The organism is Maricaulis sp. B-26, assembly GCF_056857855.1.
On the sequence record NZ_JBSXNX010000014.1, the window covers coordinates 12,144 to 28,108 of the forward strand.

Annotated in this window: 20 protein-coding genes; 13 read left to right on the forward strand and 7 right to left on the reverse strand. The window is 64.1% G+C overall.

All coding sequences use genetic code 11. The features are described from left to right. The first annotated feature begins 11 nt into the window (after positions 1 to 11). The 4 genes from rpsK (at position 12) to AC13HB_RS02820 (ending at position 3,476) form a co-directional block, all read left to right on the forward strand. Positions 12 to 401 carry a 30S ribosomal protein S11 gene (rpsK, locus tag AC13HB_RS02805; RefSeq protein WP_138514337.1) on the forward strand — a complete coding sequence of 130 codons (390 nt, stop codon included), beginning with the start codon at positions 12 to 14 and terminating at the stop codon, positions 399 to 401. Between the two features lie 74 nt (positions 402 to 475). Beyond that, positions 476 to 1,495 (forward strand): DNA-directed RNA polymerase subunit alpha, encoded by a 1,020-nt coding sequence (locus AC13HB_RS02810; RefSeq protein WP_482948200.1) that lies wholly within the window; start codon positions 476 to 478, stop codon positions 1,493 to 1,495. 45 nt (positions 1,496 to 1,540) lie between these two features. Beyond that, complete coding sequence (rplQ, locus tag AC13HB_RS02815; RefSeq protein ID WP_482948201.1) at positions 1,541 to 1,963, forward strand: 50S ribosomal protein L17; 423 nt, start codon at positions 1,541 to 1,543, stop codon at positions 1,961 to 1,963. 88 nt (positions 1,964 to 2,051) lie between these two features. After that, a complete protein-coding gene (locus tag AC13HB_RS02820; protein WP_482948202.1) occupies positions 2,052 to 3,476 on the forward strand; it encodes a Do family serine endopeptidase in 1,425 nt (474 codons plus the stop codon). A 4-nt stretch (positions 3,477 to 3,480) separates the two neighbouring features. Here AC13HB_RS02820 and AC13HB_RS02825 read toward each other — a convergent pair whose 3' ends face one another. Together AC13HB_RS02825 and AC13HB_RS02830 are read right to left on the reverse strand one after the other, a co-directional pair. Beyond that, entirely contained in the window at positions 3,481 to 3,930 is a 450-nt protein-coding gene (locus tag AC13HB_RS02825) for a VOC family protein (protein ID WP_482948203.1), read from the reverse strand. Next, the gene (locus AC13HB_RS02830; protein ID WP_482948204.1) at positions 3,930 to 4,379 is read right to left on the reverse strand and encodes a VOC family protein; all 450 of its coding nucleotides are present in this window, start codon (positions 4,377 to 4,379) and stop codon (positions 3,930 to 3,932) included. The genes AC13HB_RS02825 and AC13HB_RS02830 overlap by 1 nt, the downstream gene beginning before the upstream one ends. 75 nt (positions 4,380 to 4,454) lie before the next feature. Here AC13HB_RS02830 and AC13HB_RS02835 point away from each other — a divergent pair, with 75 nt between their 5' ends. Both AC13HB_RS02835 and AC13HB_RS02840 read left to right on the forward strand, forming a co-directional pair. Beyond that, the gene (locus AC13HB_RS02835) at positions 4,455 to 5,777 is read left to right on the forward strand and encodes a replication-associated recombination protein A (protein ID WP_482948205.1); all 1,323 of its coding nucleotides are present in this window, start codon (positions 4,455 to 4,457) and stop codon (positions 5,775 to 5,777) included. Positions 5,778 to 5,852: 75 nt separating this feature from the next. Further along, complete coding sequence (locus tag AC13HB_RS02840) at positions 5,853 to 6,230, forward strand: TonB-dependent receptor (RefSeq protein WP_482948206.1); 378 nt, start codon at positions 5,853 to 5,855, stop codon at positions 6,228 to 6,230. Between the two features lie 6 nt (positions 6,231 to 6,236). Here the strand turns inward: AC13HB_RS02840 and AC13HB_RS02845 are convergent, their stop codons facing one another. Together AC13HB_RS02845 and AC13HB_RS02850 are read right to left on the reverse strand one after the other, a co-directional pair. Then, entirely contained in the window at positions 6,237 to 6,866 is a 630-nt protein-coding gene (locus AC13HB_RS02845; RefSeq protein ID WP_482948207.1) for a hypothetical protein, read from the reverse strand. 155 nt (positions 6,867 to 7,021) lie between these two features. Beyond that, positions 7,022 to 7,639 carry a DUF805 domain-containing protein gene (locus tag AC13HB_RS02850; RefSeq protein WP_482948208.1) on the reverse strand — a complete coding sequence of 206 codons (618 nt, stop codon included), beginning with the start codon at positions 7,637 to 7,639 and terminating at the stop codon, positions 7,022 to 7,024. Between the two features lie 459 nt (positions 7,640 to 8,098). Here AC13HB_RS02850 and crcB point away from each other — a divergent pair, with 459 nt between their 5' ends. Then, positions 8,099 to 8,482 carry a fluoride efflux transporter CrcB gene (crcB, locus tag AC13HB_RS02855; RefSeq protein WP_482948209.1) on the forward strand — a complete coding sequence of 128 codons (384 nt, stop codon included), beginning with the start codon at positions 8,099 to 8,101 and terminating at the stop codon, positions 8,480 to 8,482. Beyond that, the gene (locus tag AC13HB_RS02860; protein ID WP_482948210.1) at positions 8,479 to 9,471 is read left to right on the forward strand and encodes an RluA family pseudouridine synthase; all 993 of its coding nucleotides are present in this window, start codon (positions 8,479 to 8,481) and stop codon (positions 9,469 to 9,471) included. The genes crcB and AC13HB_RS02860 overlap by 4 nt, the downstream gene beginning before the upstream one ends. Here the strand turns inward: AC13HB_RS02860 and AC13HB_RS02865 are convergent. Continuing rightward, positions 9,468 to 9,785 (reverse strand): DUF1244 domain-containing protein, encoded by a 318-nt coding sequence (locus AC13HB_RS02865; protein ID WP_482948211.1) that lies wholly within the window; start codon positions 9,783 to 9,785, stop codon positions 9,468 to 9,470. The two genes, AC13HB_RS02860 and AC13HB_RS02865, sit on opposite strands and share 4 nt — an antisense overlap. Positions 9,786 to 9,890: 105 nt before the next feature. Here AC13HB_RS02865 and AC13HB_RS02870 point away from each other — a divergent pair, with 105 nt between their 5' ends. The 5 genes from AC13HB_RS02870 (at position 9,891) to AC13HB_RS02890 (ending at position 14,035) form a co-directional block, all read left to right on the forward strand. Continuing rightward, on the forward strand, positions 9,891 to 10,577 hold the full coding sequence (locus tag AC13HB_RS02870; protein ID WP_482948212.1) for an HAD-IA family hydrolase: 687 nt from the start codon (positions 9,891 to 9,893) through the stop codon (positions 10,575 to 10,577). Between the two features lie 76 nt (positions 10,578 to 10,653). Then, positions 10,654 to 11,997, forward strand: a complete 1,344-nt coding sequence (locus AC13HB_RS02875; RefSeq protein WP_482948213.1) for a hypothetical protein — start codon at positions 10,654 to 10,656, stop codon at positions 11,995 to 11,997. 11 nt (positions 11,998 to 12,008) lie between these two features. Continuing rightward, positions 12,009 to 12,776, forward strand: coding sequence for an ATP12 family chaperone protein (locus AC13HB_RS02880; protein WP_482948214.1), 768 nt, complete (start codon positions 12,009 to 12,011; stop codon positions 12,774 to 12,776). Between the two features lie 51 nt (positions 12,777 to 12,827). Beyond that, positions 12,828 to 13,499 carry a 2OG-Fe(II) oxygenase family protein gene (locus AC13HB_RS02885; RefSeq protein ID WP_482948215.1) on the forward strand — a complete coding sequence of 224 codons (672 nt, stop codon included), beginning with the start codon at positions 12,828 to 12,830 and terminating at the stop codon, positions 13,497 to 13,499. Positions 13,500 to 13,504: 5 nt separating this feature from the next. Next, positions 13,505 to 14,035: a GrpB family protein gene (locus tag AC13HB_RS02890; protein ID WP_482948216.1), complete on the forward strand. Its 531-nt coding sequence runs from the start codon at positions 13,505 to 13,507 to the stop codon at positions 14,033 to 14,035. A gap of 5 nt (positions 14,036 to 14,040) precedes the next feature. On the opposite strand, the gene AC13HB_RS02895 is transcribed toward AC13HB_RS02890, so the two are convergent. Then, positions 14,041 to 14,826 (reverse strand): hypothetical protein, encoded by a 786-nt coding sequence (locus AC13HB_RS02895; RefSeq protein ID WP_482948217.1) that lies wholly within the window; start codon positions 14,824 to 14,826, stop codon positions 14,041 to 14,043. A 15-nt stretch (positions 14,827 to 14,841) separates the two neighbouring features. Continuing rightward, a complete protein-coding gene (locus AC13HB_RS02900; protein ID WP_482948218.1) occupies positions 14,842 to 15,936 on the reverse strand; it encodes a GNAT family N-acetyltransferase in 1,095 nt (364 codons plus the stop codon). Positions 15,937 to 15,965: the final 29 nt, after the last annotated feature.

Below are 15,965 nucleotides of genomic sequence, written 5' to 3' on the forward strand. Positions count from 1 at the left end.
GGTCCTGAGATATGGCTAAGGAACCGAGCCGCGTTAAGCGGCGCGAGCGAAAGAACATCACGTCGGGCGTCGCCCACGTGAATGCCAGCTTCAACAACACCATGGTGACCATCACCGACGCCCAGGGCAATGCGATTTCCTGGTCTTCGGCCGGTCACATGGGCTTCAAGGGTTCGCGCAAGTCGACCCCGTATGCGGCTCAGATGGCCGCTGAAGATGCTGGCAAGAAAGCGATCGAGCACGGCATGAAGACCCTCGAAGTGAAGGTCTCCGGTCCGGGTTCGGGACGTGAGTCCGCGCTTCGTGCGCTGCAGTCGGTGGGATTCACTATCACCACCATCCAGGACGTCACGCCGATCCCGCATAACGGTTGCCGTCCGCCGAAGCGCCGCCGCGTCTAACCACGCAGCGCGCATTTCGCCTGTTGAACGCGCCGGAGGTCATTCCGTCCGGCTGATGAAGGGGCAGTAAGAACGTGATCGAGAAGAACTGGCAAGAACTCATCCGCCCGATGAAGCCGGAAATCGACCCGGGGCACGACCCCGAGCGTCAGGCGAAGATCGTCGCCGAACCGCTCGAGCGCGGCTTCGGCATGACGCTGGGCAACGCGCTGCGTCGCGTGCTGCTGTCCTCTCTGCAGGGCGCGGCCGTGACCAATGTGCATATCGACGGCGTGGTCCACGAGTTCTCGTCGATCGACGGTGTGCGTGAAGACGTCACCGACATCGTCCTGAACATCAAGCAGATCGCCCTTCGCATGCATGGCGAGGGACCCAAGCGCGTCGTGCTCAAGAAGTCCGGCCCGGGCGTCGTGACGGCTGGCGATATCGAGGAAACCTCGGACGTCGAGATCATCAACAAGGATCTCGTCCTCTGTACCCTCGACGAGGGCGCGGAAATCCGCATGGAATTCACGATCAACACCGGCAAGGGCTATGTGCCTTCCGAGCGTAACCGCCCGGAAGATGCCCCGATCGGTCTGATCGGCGTCGATTCGCTCTACAGCCCGGTCAAGCGCGTCTCCTACAAGGTGGAGAATACGCGTGAGGGACAGGTGCTGGACTATGACAAGCTGACCCTTGAAGTCGAGACGGACGGAACCGTCACGCCGGAAGACTCCGTGGCCTTCGCTGCGCGGATCCTGCAGGACCAGTTCCAGATCTTCATCAACTTCGAGGAAGCCGTCGAGGCGCGTCCGGCCGAAGACGACAAGCCGGAGCTCGACTTCAACCCGGCGCTGCTGCGCAAGGTCGACGAGCTCGAGCTGTCCGTGCGTTCGGCGAACTGCCTGAAGAACGACAACATCGTCTACATCGGCGACCTGATCCAGAAGTCCGAGGCGGAAATGCTCCGTACCCCGAACTTCGGACGCAAGTCGCTCAACGAGATCAAGGAAGTTCTCGCCCAGATGGGTCTCCACCTGGGTATGGAAGCGCCGAACTGGCCGCCGGAGAACATCGAAGATCTTGCCAAACGTTTTGAGGATCACGTCTAGGCAGCCGCCGGGAGGCGCCTGAACCGGACCTGAGGAGATATAGCCATGCGTCACGGCATCGCACACCGCAAGCTCAACCGCACGCACTCGCATCGCAAAGCCATGCTGGCCAATATGGCCGCGTCGCTGATCGAGCACGAGCAGATCGTCACCACCCTTCCGAAGGCGAAGGAACTGGCTCCGTTCATGGACAAGCTCATCACGCTGGCGAAGCGTGGCGACGTTCATGGCCGCCGTCAGGCCATGTCCAAGGTCCGCAATGAGGACCAGGTCAAGAAGCTGTTCGACACGCTGGGCGGCCGTTACACCGACCGCAATGGCGGTTACACGCGCGTCCTGAAGGCGGGCTTCCGTCACGGCGATAATGCGCCGATGGCCGTCATCGAGCTGGTCGACCGCGACCCGGCCGCCAAGGGCGCTGCCGATCGTGCGCGCGTCGAGGCCGAAACGGGGATGACCGAGGAGTAAGCTTCCGGTCATTGCAGGTTCAGGGGAAGGCGGCTTTGCTCTTGCAAGCCGCCTTTTTCGTGCCCGCAATTGTGCCTATATGAGCGTCATGATCAAAAACCTGCTTCTCTCTTCCCTCATCGCAACCGCCGCCCTGGCGATGCCGGTTGCCGCCCAGGAACTCGAGCTCGCCGGTGGTCAGGCCGGGCTTCAGGACCGGGTCGTTCCCGACAGCCGTGCGGAAATGCAGCTCTCCTTCGCCCCGGTGGTCCGGGAGGCGGCGCCCGCTGTGGTCAATGTCTACACGCGCCGCGTTGTGCGGTCCCAGCATCCCTTCGCCGGCGATCCGTTCTTCTCGCGCTTCTTCGACCGCGGGCCGCAGGAACAGAATTCGCTCGGCTCGGGTGTTATCGTGGATGCTTCCGGCGTTATCGTCACCAATAACCACGTCGTGCAGGGCGCGACCGAACTGCGGGTCGTGCTGGCCGACCGCCGCGAATACACGGCGGAGATCCTGCTGACGGACGAGGCGACCGATCTGGCCGTGCTGAAAGTGGACACGGACGAGCCACTTCCGGTCATGCCCTTCGACAATGCCAACGAGGTCGAGGTCGGCGATCTGGTGCTCGCGATAGGCAATCCTTTCGGCGTCGGTCAGACCGTGACCAGCGGAATCGTGTCGGCTCTGTCGCGTACCGATGTGGGCCAGACGGATTTCGGGTCTTTCATCCAGACCGATGCTGCGATCAATCCGGGCAATTCCGGCGGTGCGCTGGTCGATATGGATGGCGAGCTGGTCGGCGTGAACACGATGATCTTCTCGCGCTCGGGCGGGTCGAACGGTATCGGCTTCGCCATCCCGGTCGAAATGGTGCGACGTGTCGTGGATTCGGCGCTGACAGAGGGCGAATTGGTCCGGCCCTGGCTGGGCGCCCGCCTGCAGCCCGTGACCAATGATCTCGCCCAGGCCTTCGGTCTGGATCGTCCGCGCGGTGCGCTGGTGAACGAGGTCTATCCGGACGCGGCCGCGGACGATGCCGGCCTGCGCCAGGGCGATATCGTCCTCGCGATCGACGGCCAGGACGTGAACAATGAATCAGGGGCGCGTTTCCGTCTGGCAACCCATGCCGCCGGCGAAGACGCGCGCTTTACCGTGCTGCGCGACGGCCGCGAACTGGAAGTCGATGTACCGGTTATCCCGGCCCCGGGTATCGCCGAACCGGAGCCTTTCGGCGTGGCAGGACGCAATCCGCTCGCAGGTGTCGAGCTGGTCCGTCTTTCGCCGGCCTTCAATGAGCGCGTCGGGATCGATCCCTTCCTCGACGGCGTTGTGGTCAGCCGCGTGTCGCGCCGGTCGGTGGCGGCACGCTTCGGCTTCCGTCCGGGCGACCGGATCGTCGAACTGATGGGCGAGCCCGTGCGGGACCTGGATACGGCTGTCGAAGCGCTCGCCGCGTTCGATGGCGAGCAGTTCTGGCCGATCGTGATCGAGCGCCGCGGCCAGCGCCATGAAGCGGAATTGCGGCTCTACTGAGCCGCTATTCGCGTTTCAGCGTGACGAGGCTCCAGACATGGCCGAACGGGTCGCGCAGCTTGCCGTGGCGGCCGTAGAACTCGTCTGTGCAGGCGCGCACCACGCTGGCACCGGCCTCGATCGCCCGGTCGAACCAGGTATCCGTATCGTCGACATAGAGCATGATCGTCACGGTGGTGCGCCCGTCCAGCGTGGCCGGTGAAACCGTGCCGATCTCTGCCTCATGCTCCGGATACTCGTCGGCGAGGTTCAGAATGCTGCCATTGATTCGCAGCGTGGCGTGGCCGACGAGCCCCTCCCAGTCATAACGCTCCAGAACGTCCGCATCGAAAGCCGTCCTGTAGAATTCGATCGCCGAATTGCCGTCCCTTACCGAAAGATAGGGGGCAAGCGTCGTCGGGGCCGCGTCCGCCCCCGTTCTGGCCTCATCGGGCTTGTCCAGGGTTTCCGACATCAGTCGTCTCCTCTGTCGAGCGTGTGGGCGACGGACCAGGTGTAGCCCCACTTGTCTTTGAGATGTCCGTAACGATCGCCCCAGAACATGTCCTGCAGGGGCATGGACACTTCCGCCCCGGCCTTGACGGCGCGCGCAAACCAGGCGTCCGCATCGTCGACCTGCAGGTGAAGGCAGATACCGGCCGGGGCCGGGGCAGGAGCGCCGCCGCGGTATTCGGGGAAATCGTCATTGAGAAAGACGGAGCCGCCATTGATCCGCAAATGGGCGTGCATGACACGCTTCCCGTCCTCGTCCATGTGGCGGAAGGCTTCCTCGGCGCCAAAAGCATCCTTGTAAAAGGCAATCGCCTCAAGAGCGCCTGGCGTCGTCAGGTGCGCGGTCACGCCGCTTCCTGCGCCGCCGCTCTTGGCGGTCTCATCCGGCCGCTCGGTCGTGAGTGTGGTCATGATGTGCTCCTCCCGGCGGCAGGATAGCACAGCTGGGCACTTCAGCACGCGTGCGAACGGGCCTAGGCTTTGAGCATGACAAGCCTGTTCGAAGCTGCCGGCATGGAAAGTGAAGCGCCCCGACCGCTCGCCGATCGTTTGCGTCCAGCAACGCTCGACGAAGTGGTCGGGCAGGATCACCTGCTTCAGGGAACGGGACCTATAGCGCGGATGCGGGCGCAGAACAGGCTCGCATCGCTGATCCTGTGGGGACCGCCGGGTGTCGGCAAGACGACGATAGCCCGGCTTCTGGCCGAGGACAGCGATCTGGAATTCGAACCGCTCTCCGCGGTCTTCTCCGGCGTGGCCGACCTCAAGAAGGCGTTCGACCGGGCCCGGGCCCGACGTCAGGCAGGGCGGGGAACCTTGCTTTTCGTCGACGAGATTCACCGTTTCAACCGGGCCCAGCAGGACGGCTTCCTGCCCGTGGTGGAGGAGGGGACGATCACGCTCGTCGGGGCGACCACGGAGAACCCGTCCTTCGAGCTCAATGCGGCGCTCCTGTCACGCTGCCAGGTCCTGGTTCTCAAGCGTCTTGACGATGCCGGGCTGGATCAGCTGATCGGCCGGGCCGAGGCCGAGATGGGCCGCAAGCTCCCGCTCGATGACGGGGCCCGGTCGGCCCTGCGGGCAATGGCGGATGGCGACGGGCGATATCTGCTCAACCTGGTGGAGGAGGCCTTCACCTTCGACGCCTCCGCAGCCGAGGGCGGCCTTGTCGGCGCCGAGGCGCTGGGCCAGCTCCTCAACAAGCGCGCGACGGCCTACGACAAGGACCGGGAAGAGCACTACAATCTCATCTCCGCCCTGCACAAGGCGGTGCGCGGTTCCGATCCGGATGCGGCGCTCTACTGGTTCGCCCGCATGCTGGAGGGCGGTGAGGACCCGCTTTTCCTGGCCCGGCGTCTCGTTCGCATGGCGTCGGAGGATATCGGTCTGGCCGACCCGACCGGTCTCATGATCGCCAATGAGGCGGCGCGGACCTATGAACGCCTCGGTTCGCCGGAGGGGGAGTTGGCGCTGGCCCACGCGGTGGTGCATCTGGCGACGGCTGCAAAGTCGAATGCCGTCTACGTCGCATACAAGCGGGCCAGGAAGGCGGCGCGTGAAACCGGGTCCCTGATGCCTCCCGCCCACATTCTCAACGCTCCGACCACGCTCATGAAGGAACAGGGCTATGGCGCGGGCTATGAATACGATCACGACGCGCCGGGCGGGGTGTCGGGCCAGGACTACTTCCCGGACGAGATGAAGGACCGGCCGGTCTTCTACGAGCCGCGCGAAAGCGGACGTGAGGCGGCGATCCGGGAACGTCTCGAGCGCTGGCGCGCCGTGCGGAAGAAACGGCGAGGGCGATAGGCGTCCAGGCCACAGGCTTGCCTTCTTCGCGGAACAGGCGAAATATTCCCGCCATTCAACTCTGGGGGGACTTCAATGAAACCTTATCGCGTTCATCTTCTGCTGGGGCTGTCCTGGCTGATCGTGGGTATGCTGCTCGGCGAGCATATGGGCCGTTCCGGCGATCACGGGCAGATGCCGACCCACGCCCATATCATGCTTCTGGGCGGCGTTCTGCCGATCGTCTTCTCGCTGGTCTACAAGACCTTCGGCCTGACCACCGGGCTGCTTGCCTGGATCCAGGTCGGCATCCATCACGCTGCGGCGCTGGTGATGATCGTCTCGCTCTACATGCTGTACGGCGATATGGGCTCGGAAGCGACGCTCGGGCCTGTCCTCGGCATTGCCGCGCTCGGCGCGATCCTGTCGGTCGTTCTGATGTTGTGGATGAGCCTGCGGGCGAGGGCTGACTAGTCCGGCCTAGTCGTCCGTTTCGCAAGCTTCGGGCTCGACCGGCACAAGCGGGTCGAGCCCGATTGCGTTCCGGGCTTCGTCCGTGGCGTCCGGATTGGCCAGCGGCCAGCGTTCGGTCATGCCGTCCACGCAGGTTAGCTGGGTGCCGTAGGGCTGCGGCCGGCTTTCGGTGACTGCGAATGCGTCGGCCATCTCGGCGAATTCCGCGCCGTCATAGGCACCAGCGAGAGCGACGGGTTCGAGGGCTGCGATAATGCGGCCGCGATGGCTTTCGTTTCGTCCGGCCAGTCGGATCAATTCCTCGCCCAGCTCGGGATTGCCGGTGTAGAGCGCTGCGAACCCATCCGGGTCCAGCTGTGCGGCCGCCCAATCGGAATTCGTGGCTTCGAGTTCGCTGATACGGGGCTGCACGGCCTGCAGGATTTCGCCCTGGGCTCCTTCATCCAGATCGGTGCGCGTGATGACCGGGAGAAGCACCGAGGTCAGATGACGCTCTCGGGCCTTGCGAGCCGCCAGTTCTGCGATGATGTCGCTCTCGCGTTCGAGCCGGGCTTCGATCTGCGCGATCAGGGGCGGGGCGTCGGTTGCTGACGGTTCGGGGAGGAGGGCTTCCGCCGTTTCGTCTGTGGGCGACACCTGTGCGTCCAGGGTTTGTGGATTCGGATCAGCGGGGGCTGCTGCCGGTTGCTCCTGCTGCAGGAGGGCGAGGCTGATAGCGAGGGAAAGAAGCATGGCGAACCTGTTGTCGACGATTGGTCAGTCTAGCAATACCGTCTAGGCGGGAAAGCCGCTCATGCGATGGCGCTGCAGGTGCGTGGCGGTGGACCATACCGGTTGTCGTGCGGCTGGCCCGGCTGGTCGATTACATCGCGGCACCAGTCTGCAAGGAAGGGGCGCCAGAACGCGATGTAAATGGGCCCGCTCAACAAGATGAAGCCGATACCGCCACCGACCGTGATGGCGGACACTAGGTCCAACTCGGGATTAGACAGGGCGATAACGATGCCCGCGACAGGCGGTGCGACAAGGACAATCTGATAGGTCAGAACGGGCCAGGCTCGCCAGGCGGGGTGATCCAGATCGTGCAGCCGCCGGATCGTCCACATGGCGTAGCCGTAAATGCGAAGGGCGAGGTAGGTCGAGAATACGGCGATCAGACCGATCCAGGTGCCGCTCAGGATCACAGCCAGCATGTCATAGACCGCAGTAAATACGGTTCTCAGCCAGCGCTCATTGATGATGCCCAGAAGCCCCAAAGGAGAGAGAATGAAAAGCAGCCACTTGAAATCCTCGTAGATTTCCGGGTCAGTCTTGATGCGCTTATCAGCGGGTAGCGGTCCTGCTCGGCCTACCGGGGTCCACGCAAACTGGCGGCTTGCGGGATCAAACAGATGCTTCAATGCCTTCATGTCCACATCCCTAGCGCGCAAACGCCCAAAACAAAAGCGGGAGCCGTTGGGGGCGGCTCCCGCTTTCGTGTGGGGGGTGATCAGTGACGGGGCGGCTGTGAGGCGGGCCGCTTGTCCGTCACCCGGATCGAAGGGATGGGATCAGGCGAGGGCGCTACCGAGCGCGATCGACATGGCCCCAAACACAACGGCCACGAAGGTAAGATTGATCACCGCCGACAGGGTCGTGGAAATGCGGTTCATCTGACTAAATCCTTTTGTCTTGGCGAGCCGGGCCCTCCCGGTTCGCACCTTGGTAAATAAGGACTTAGGCGCGTCGCACAATTGACATTACACCAGACCGGACTTGCAAAAATGCATGCAGATGAATTTTACGTATGAAAATTAGGGAAAGTTAACATGCGGCCGCGACGGCCCCGGCGGCTTGCCTAAAGGGCCGTGCCATCCTATCGAGCCGCCATGACCAATCTCGTCCTCATAGGCGCGGGCGGCGCGCTCGGCGCGATATCCCGCCACCTGGCCGGCAAGGCTGCCCTGCGCTGGTTCGGCCCGGACTATCCCTGGGGCACGTTCGGCGTCAATATCGTCGGCGGCCTCCTCATGGGGCTGCTGATCGGCTGGCTCGTCATGACCGATCGCGGGGACCATCATCTTATGCGTGTTTTCGGAGCCGTGGGATTTCTTGGCGGCTTCACGACGTTTTCGGCTTTCTCCCTGGAGGTCGGCCTGATGATTGAGCGCAAGGCCTGGGCGAACGCATTCCTCTATGCGACCGCTTCGGTCGTGCTGTCGGTCGGGGCGTTGATGATCGGCATGATGATCATGCGAAAGGCTTTCCCGTGAGCGGTGTCCAGACACTCAAAGTGGAGGCGTCCGAGGACGGTTCGCGCGTCGATCGCTGGTTCAAGCGGCGCTTTCCGCATGTGCCCCAGGGCATGATCCAGAAGCTCTGCCGCAAGGGCCAGATCCGCGTCGATGGCGGTCGGGTAAAAGGGGATAGCCGCGTCTCCGCAGGGCAGGAGGTCCGTGTTCCCCCGATGCCGGAGCCCGGCGAGAAGCCGGCGCATTCGCGACTGTCGGAGGAGGATGAGACCTTCATCCGGTCGCTGGTGATCTATGAGGACGACGAACTGATCGCCTTCAACAAGCCGGCCGGCCTGGCCGTTCAGGGCGGTTCCAAGACGACGCGGCATATCGACGGCCTGCTCGACGCCTTCGGGACAGGGCTCGACCGCCCGCGTCTCGTACACCGTCTCGACAAGGACACGTCCGGCGTTCTCGTCGTGGGCAAGGGGCCCAAGGCGACGGCGCGCTTGGCCAAGGCGTTTCAGGCGCACAAGACGAGGAAGACCTATTGGGCGATCGCGCTCGGCGTGCCGAAGCCCAAGATGGGCGAGATCAAGGGCTTCATGAAGAAGGCCGCCGGCGCCGGCGCCGATTCAGAGCGTGAAGTCATGGTCGCGGCACGCCATGGCGAGCCGGGCGCCAGCCATGCCCTGACCCGCTATGTCGTGGTGGCCGAGGCCGGTCAGAAGGCCAGCTGGGTTGCCCTGCGCCCCGTCACCGGGCGGACGCACCAGCTGCGTGTCCATCTCGCCGCCATGGGGCATGCCATTCTCGGCGACCGCAAATACACCTGCGACCGTCCGGCGCCGGAAGATCTCGACCGCCGCCTCTGCCTGCATGCGCGCCGCCTGGAAATCCCGCGGGAGAAGGGGGCGCCGCTGGTCATTACGGCCGACCTGCCGCGTGCCACGAAAAAGATTTTCGACACGCTGGGCTTCGACCAGAAGGAGATCGACGAGGCGCTGATCGAGGAAGACCTGGCCTAGGTCTTTTCCTTCGCGGCCTGGCGTGCCTTGAAGGCCGCCATCTGCTCGTCCGTCGCCGGCTTCTGGTGTTTCTCTTTCCACTCCGAATAGGGCATGCCGTAGACGCGTTCGCGGGCCTGGTCCTTCGAGATGTCGAGGCCGCGTTCCTGCGCGGCTTCCATCCACCAGTCGCCGAGGCAGTTGCGGCAGAAATCGGCCAGGATCATCAGGTCGATATTCTGCACCTCCTTGTTGGCATCGAGGTGCGAGAGGAGACGGCGGAAGGCGGCGGCGTCGAGCGCATCGCGCTCCGCCTCGCTGAGCGTATCGGTCATGGGGAACTCCGGACTGGCATTTGCGCAAGGCTAGCATGACCGTCCGCGCGCTTGCCACGGCGCTGTCAGCCGCCTATGTCGCGGCCTGAAAGAAGGAGTGCACGCGTGACGACAGAGCTCAAACTCGCCATCTGGGATATCGACGGAACCCTGGTGGACAGCCGCCAGGTAATCCAGAAGGCCATGGACCGCGCCTTCCGGCGGGCCGGGCTGGGCGGGATCGATTACGACCGCACGCGCACCATTGTGGGCCTGGAACTCGGCGAGGCGATCGCCCGGCTCGCACCGGAAGACTATCCTCTCGACCGCGTCGCCCAGCTGGGCAATTTCTACAAGGAAGCCTTCGTCGAACAGCGCGCCGAGCCGGGTTTCGAGGAGCCGCTCTATCAGGGCGCCCGCGAGACCGTCGAGCGTCTCGCCGATGAGGGCTGGCTGCTGGCCGTCGCCACGGGCAAGGCGCGCCGCGGTCTCGACATCGTCTTCGACCATCACGGCCTGCACCGTTATTTCGACAGCTTCCAGACGGTCGATGGCGGACCGGGCAAGCCCCATCCCCGCATGGTGCTCGATGCGCTGAAGGAGACGGGAGCCGATGTGCACCAGGCGGTCATGATCGGCGATACGCGTTTCGACATGGAAATGGGCCGCAATGCCGGCGTCCATACGCTGGGCGTCAGCTGGGGCTTCCATACGCCGGACGAGATCGCCGAGGGCGGTGCACATGCCATCCATCACGACTTCGACGCGCTGAACGCGGCGCTGGACGCGTTCGGGAAGGGCGCTGCGGCGTAACGCCGGATCGGTTGAGTTCGCCAGAATAATTTCATTCCGGCTTGCAGAATCTACCTTGGGTTAATACTCGTTAACCATGAACTTGGTGGGGGAGATCGGGATCAAGACAGGCGAAAGCCCGCGCACTTACGGGTTCGATGATCTGTGTGCGCAGTTCCTTGCCTCGGTGCAGCAAGCTAGTCACGGATATTGGGAAAACCGGGATGTCGATGCGACACCCCATGAGGATTTTCTGGCCATTTCCTGGCGGGGTTCTCTGGAATACTGGATTGCCCGGGAGTACTGGAAAGTCCGGGAGCGCAAGCGCCGCAAGGCACGCGAAAAGGGATTCAACCCGGATAGCCGTCGCGGCTGGCTTGGAAATGGTCCCGTCCTGATTGATGAAGGCGCGGAGAAAGAGGCGCGGGGGACTTACGGTAATTGCCGGGAACGGCCTCATACCTGCGAGGCCATCGTTTTCTACAAGACGGCGAATATTGCGCCGGCATCCCTGATCGAGATGGCGCCGGGGGTGCAGCAGGCCTTTGCCGATGCGCCTTTACACACATTTTTCGTCATCGGCAGAGAGCAACGGCCGAGACCGAGCGGCGAGGCGCTTGAGTTTTCCAGTTTCAGGCCGCTCTCCCTGGGAGGGCCGCACCGCCAGCCCGACAAACTCGTCAGGGCGCTGCTCGATATCATTTTTCCCAAGAAGGCAGATAGGGTTGAAGCCGAAGGCGACGGGGGCTGCAAACTGTGCATCGTCGCAGGCTGTCTGGCGCTGGTTCTGGTTCTGGGGTTGTCAGCCGCGTTCGCGGTCCCGCAATCGCGCAGTCGCCTTCTCGACTGGCTTGGGATCGCCGAGCAAGCCGCGGTGGAGGCGATGGATCTGCGCCTCACCGATCTCGAGCAGCAATACCGCGTCCTGCGGGAGCAGCGGGACATAGTCTCGATCACGCGCCCGGAGCCGGGAGAAGGGCTGGATGCGCGTCTGGCCGGGATCGAGGCCGAACTCGACCGTCTCGGCGGTCTTATCGAAGCGCGCGGCGGACAGACGGATGGGGCGGCGCGCACGTCGCTGGACATGCCGGCCTGTCTACCGGTGGAGAATCGCGGCGGGCGAATGGTTCCGGCCTATCTCTTCCGCGCCGAGCTGAGCGACGCTGGCATTCGTGTCCTGTCCACCGAACCGGTCTATTCCATGCCGGAGACGGTTCGGTCGACCGGGGATGTGCCGGCTCTCGGCCTGTCCCTTCCGGCCGGGCCGATGAGCCCGGCGGCCTTCGAGGCGGCGATGCGGCCGGTCTCGGATGTGTCCCGTGCGGCCGGCTGCCGGCACTTTGTACTGCTGGCAGAGGATGAACCGGGCGCTGCGGATCGCTATATCGCCCAGCGAGCGGCTGTAGAGCGTCATTTCTATCTCTATCGGCTGCAAAGCTGATTGAGAGCGGCATGACCGAGAAATACGAGACCAAGCCGGGTGTACGGCTCCCCAAGACGGAAGATCCGCGTCCCAAGCGCTTCTACGAAACGGTGGCGGTCGAGCCGGAAGGCGAAAGCTGGGCCGTGCGCCTGGACGGCCGGCCCGTTCGGACGCCTGCCAAGACGCCGCTGACCGCACCGACGAAGGCGCTGGCCGAGCTGATCGCCGAGGAATGGGCCAGCCAGGGCGAGCGGATCGATGCGCCGACCATGCCGACGACGCGCATCGGTTTCGTCGCGCTGGACCGCATGCCTCTGGCGCTTGAGGATACGGCAGCGGAAATCGTCAAATACGCGTCTACGGACCTGCTCTGCTTCCGGGCGCCCGAACCGGCGGACCTCGTCGCCGCACAGGCGGCGGCCTGGGATCCGCTCCTCAAATGGGCCGAGACGGAGCTTGGCGCCCACTTCGCGCCGGCAACCGGCGTTCTTCCGGTCCAGCAGGACCCGATGGCGCTGCAGGCGGTTCATGCCCGAGTGGCTGATCTGGACACCTGGCGCATGACGGCGACGGCGCATGCGACGGCGGTTTGCGGCTCGGCCATTCTCGGCCTGGCCCTGCTCGAGGCCGAAATCGACGGCGGCCAGGCGTTTGCATTGTCGACCATCGACGAGCATTTCCAGGCCTCTCAATGGGGTGAGGACAGCGAAGCGGCGGAGCGGCTGGCTCTGCTCAAGACCGAGCTTCTCGCCGTGGACGCGCTCCTGCGCGCTTTGGACGCGGGCAGCGACGCTTGATGCTGGCTCCCGGCGCGCTAGTGTGCCGGGTTTCTGTGGGGAGTGGAGTTGATGGCTGAAACCGTGACCATGGACCTGAGCGGCAAGACCGGCCCGGGCGGCATGATCGATTTCGGGGCGCTGGCCTCCGCCAATGTGCGCACCTCGCCCTATAATTATTTCGTCGCCGAAGGCGTGCTCTCGTCTGACGAGGCGGCATCGGTGCGCAAGGACTACCCGCAGATCAACAAGCCGGGTTATCTGCCGCTCTCCAAGCTGGAGGCCCATGGCGATTTCCAGCGTCTGATGGACGATTTGAACTCGCCCGAGCTGGCACAGCTCCTGACCGACAAGTTCGGCGTCGATTTCACCGACAAGCCGCGCATGATCACAGTGCGCCGCCTGTCGCAGCTCTCCGACGGGCCCATCCACAATGACAGCAAGTCGAAAATCCTGACCATGCTGACCTATCTCAATGCCGAGTGGGACGGTACGGGTGCCGGTTGTATCCGCGTGCTCAACGGGCCGAAGGATTTCGAGGACTTCACCGAGGAAGTGCCGCCGCTGGAAGGCTATGTCTTTGCCTTCCTGCGTGCCGATAATTCCTGGCATGGCCATCTGCCCTTCGAAGGCGAGCGCTATGTGGTGCAGACCACCTTCCTGACCTCCCAGGAAGAGCTCGACCGCAAGGAAAACCGGGGCGGTCTGCAGTATTTCCTCAAAAAGCTGAACCCGTTCCAGTAACGAGCATGAAACGGTCAGAACCTGTTCGACTGACGCCCCACAATCCGGTGTGGGCGGACATGTACCTGCGCGAATCCGGGCGTCTGCAAACCGCGCTCGGCGAGATAGCTGACAGGATCGAGCATATCGGCAGTACGTCCATCGCGGATATCGTCGCAAAGCCGATCATCGATATTCTTGTCGTCGCAAGCGATCTGGCCCGGGTCGATCGCCGCACAACTGCCCTGGCCGCGATCGGCTACGAGGCGAAAGGCGAGTACGGGCTCGCCGGGCGCCGCTATTTTCGCAAGTGCGACGCAAATGGCGTTCGAACGCATCACGTCCATGTCTATCAGCGCGGTTCCGGCGCGATCGAACGGCATCTCGCGTTTCGCGATTTCCTGCGGGCTCATCCGGACAAGGCCCGGCGCTATTCCGACCTCAAGGTCGAGCTGGCGAGCGGTCGGGGGCTGGCCGGGCCGGATTACCAGTCGGCGAAGGCCGGGCTGGTGAACATGCTGGAGGCCGAAGCGCTTGCCTGGTCCGGTGCGCGCTGACGGTTTTACATCGCCAGGGCGCGTTGCGCCCAGACCGGGCGCATCTCCAGCTGACCGGCCTCTATTCGCGCCCAGATCACGACACCGGTCACGATGACGGCGAGCTCGGCGAGTTCCTGGAAGATGTGGTGGCTCATCAGTACGGCGCAGAAGAGCAGCAGGACCTGAAGTCCAAGCAGGTTCGACCCGCCCGTCGCCCGCATCAGCATGGGAAGGGTGACGGCCAGCGCAAAGAGGATGACGGCGACGGCGAAGTAGAGCGCCTCCATGGTCGAAGGCGTGATGTAGTTGTGCAGATTGATCTCGGCCTGGAGATTGGTCTCCGCGATGGCCGGTGGCGGCGTGATGCCGAACCAGTGCTGACCCCAGCTGACTTCCTCGCCGAAGGCGAAAACCAGGGCGAGACTGGCAATACCCATGACCACCGGACCGACCGCCTTTCGGGGCCACAGGCCGGCGAGTCGGGCCAGAAAGGCCGCGGGCAGGATGAGCATGGCCGTGATCGTCAGATTTTCCACCAGCCCGCCATCACCGACTTCCGGACGGAAAACGCCCTCCAGAGGCGTATGGGCGTGGTGGACGAGATTGAGGGCTGCCAGGTCGACCAATGCGATCAGGATAAGGACCGGCGGTCGCAGCATTTCGAGGATGGCTGCGACAAAGCCCCGGCGCCGAACGGTCCGGATCACCATGGCCAGACCGAGGAAGACCGCGAGATACATGGCGACGAGGAAGGCGGCGGCCTGAAGCGGCGCACCGATTTTACCGTCCGGAGAGAGAAATCCCATCATGGCAGCATTCCTTTCCTAGAAAGCGTGGACCGCAGCCCATTTGTCGAACCGGCGGAAGGCCTTGCCCGGCCATTCCGAGAAACGGCCCAGCGGCAGGGATTGCGCCGTGCGGTCGACCAGCTGGCCGGTCGCCACGATCGCCGAGGCGAGGGAGGGGTGACTGACCTGTCCGGTGATCACGTCGAAGGACGCATTCGAAAGCCGTTTCTTGAAATCGTACTCGCCGGGGCCGAGATGGATCTGCGTGATCCCGTCTTCGCTCAGCTGGCGGGCGAGTTCCATGTAGAGCGTCAGGCCCGGGCCGAGATGCGCGTAGTCCGGCCAGTAGACCGGGAACCAGTAGTGCAGGACGCTTTCCGAACGCATGCCGAAATGCGCCGCGGCGAGCTGGCCGTCGATCTCCAACGTCGAGAGCACGCCGGCGAGACCGGGCTCGCGCCGCTCGAACAGGTCCTCGATCAGGCGGCCGGTCCAGCGGGCGGCGAAGACGTCGAGCGCCCGGGTCCGGCGGTATTGTTCGCGCTTGCTCTCGATGAGCGCGGCGAGGGCTTCCGGGCGGCGGTCGTCGATGCGGATTTCCACTGTCGCGTCGAGCGCGTCCAGCTTGCGCTGGCGGGCGCGGATATTGCGCATCGCCTTGGCGTCGGCCTTGCGGCAGTCCTCGATGAGGGCGTCATAGCCGTTCGACAGGTCGGAAACCCAGGACGGCGTCGGCTTGCTTGTGGCACTAGAGGCCAGCGCCGGATCGCCAGCGAGGCCGCCATGGAAGGCGAACAGACCGATCCCGGCCTGGCCTAGCGCGCTGCGCAGGTCGAGCGAGGCGTCTTCGGCAATGATCGCGTGGTGGTCGCCGAGCGGACCGCCGATCGGGCGGGCGACGCCGGAACGGGACAATTGCAGCGGCAGAAAGCCGGCCTGCGTACCATTCCGGGTCAGGCTCAGAACCCAGGTGTCGGGGCGCACGGCCGCCATGGCGCGGGTGAATTCGAGCGCGAAATAGGGCGCGGCGAATTCCGGCCGGGCGGCGCGAAACGCCTGCCATGCCTCGCACTGGGAGGGTGTCAGGGCGTCTGCCCGCACCAGTTCCGACGATGTCGACGGATGACCCATTCGATAAACCCCGTAACGTCTTGTTCCCA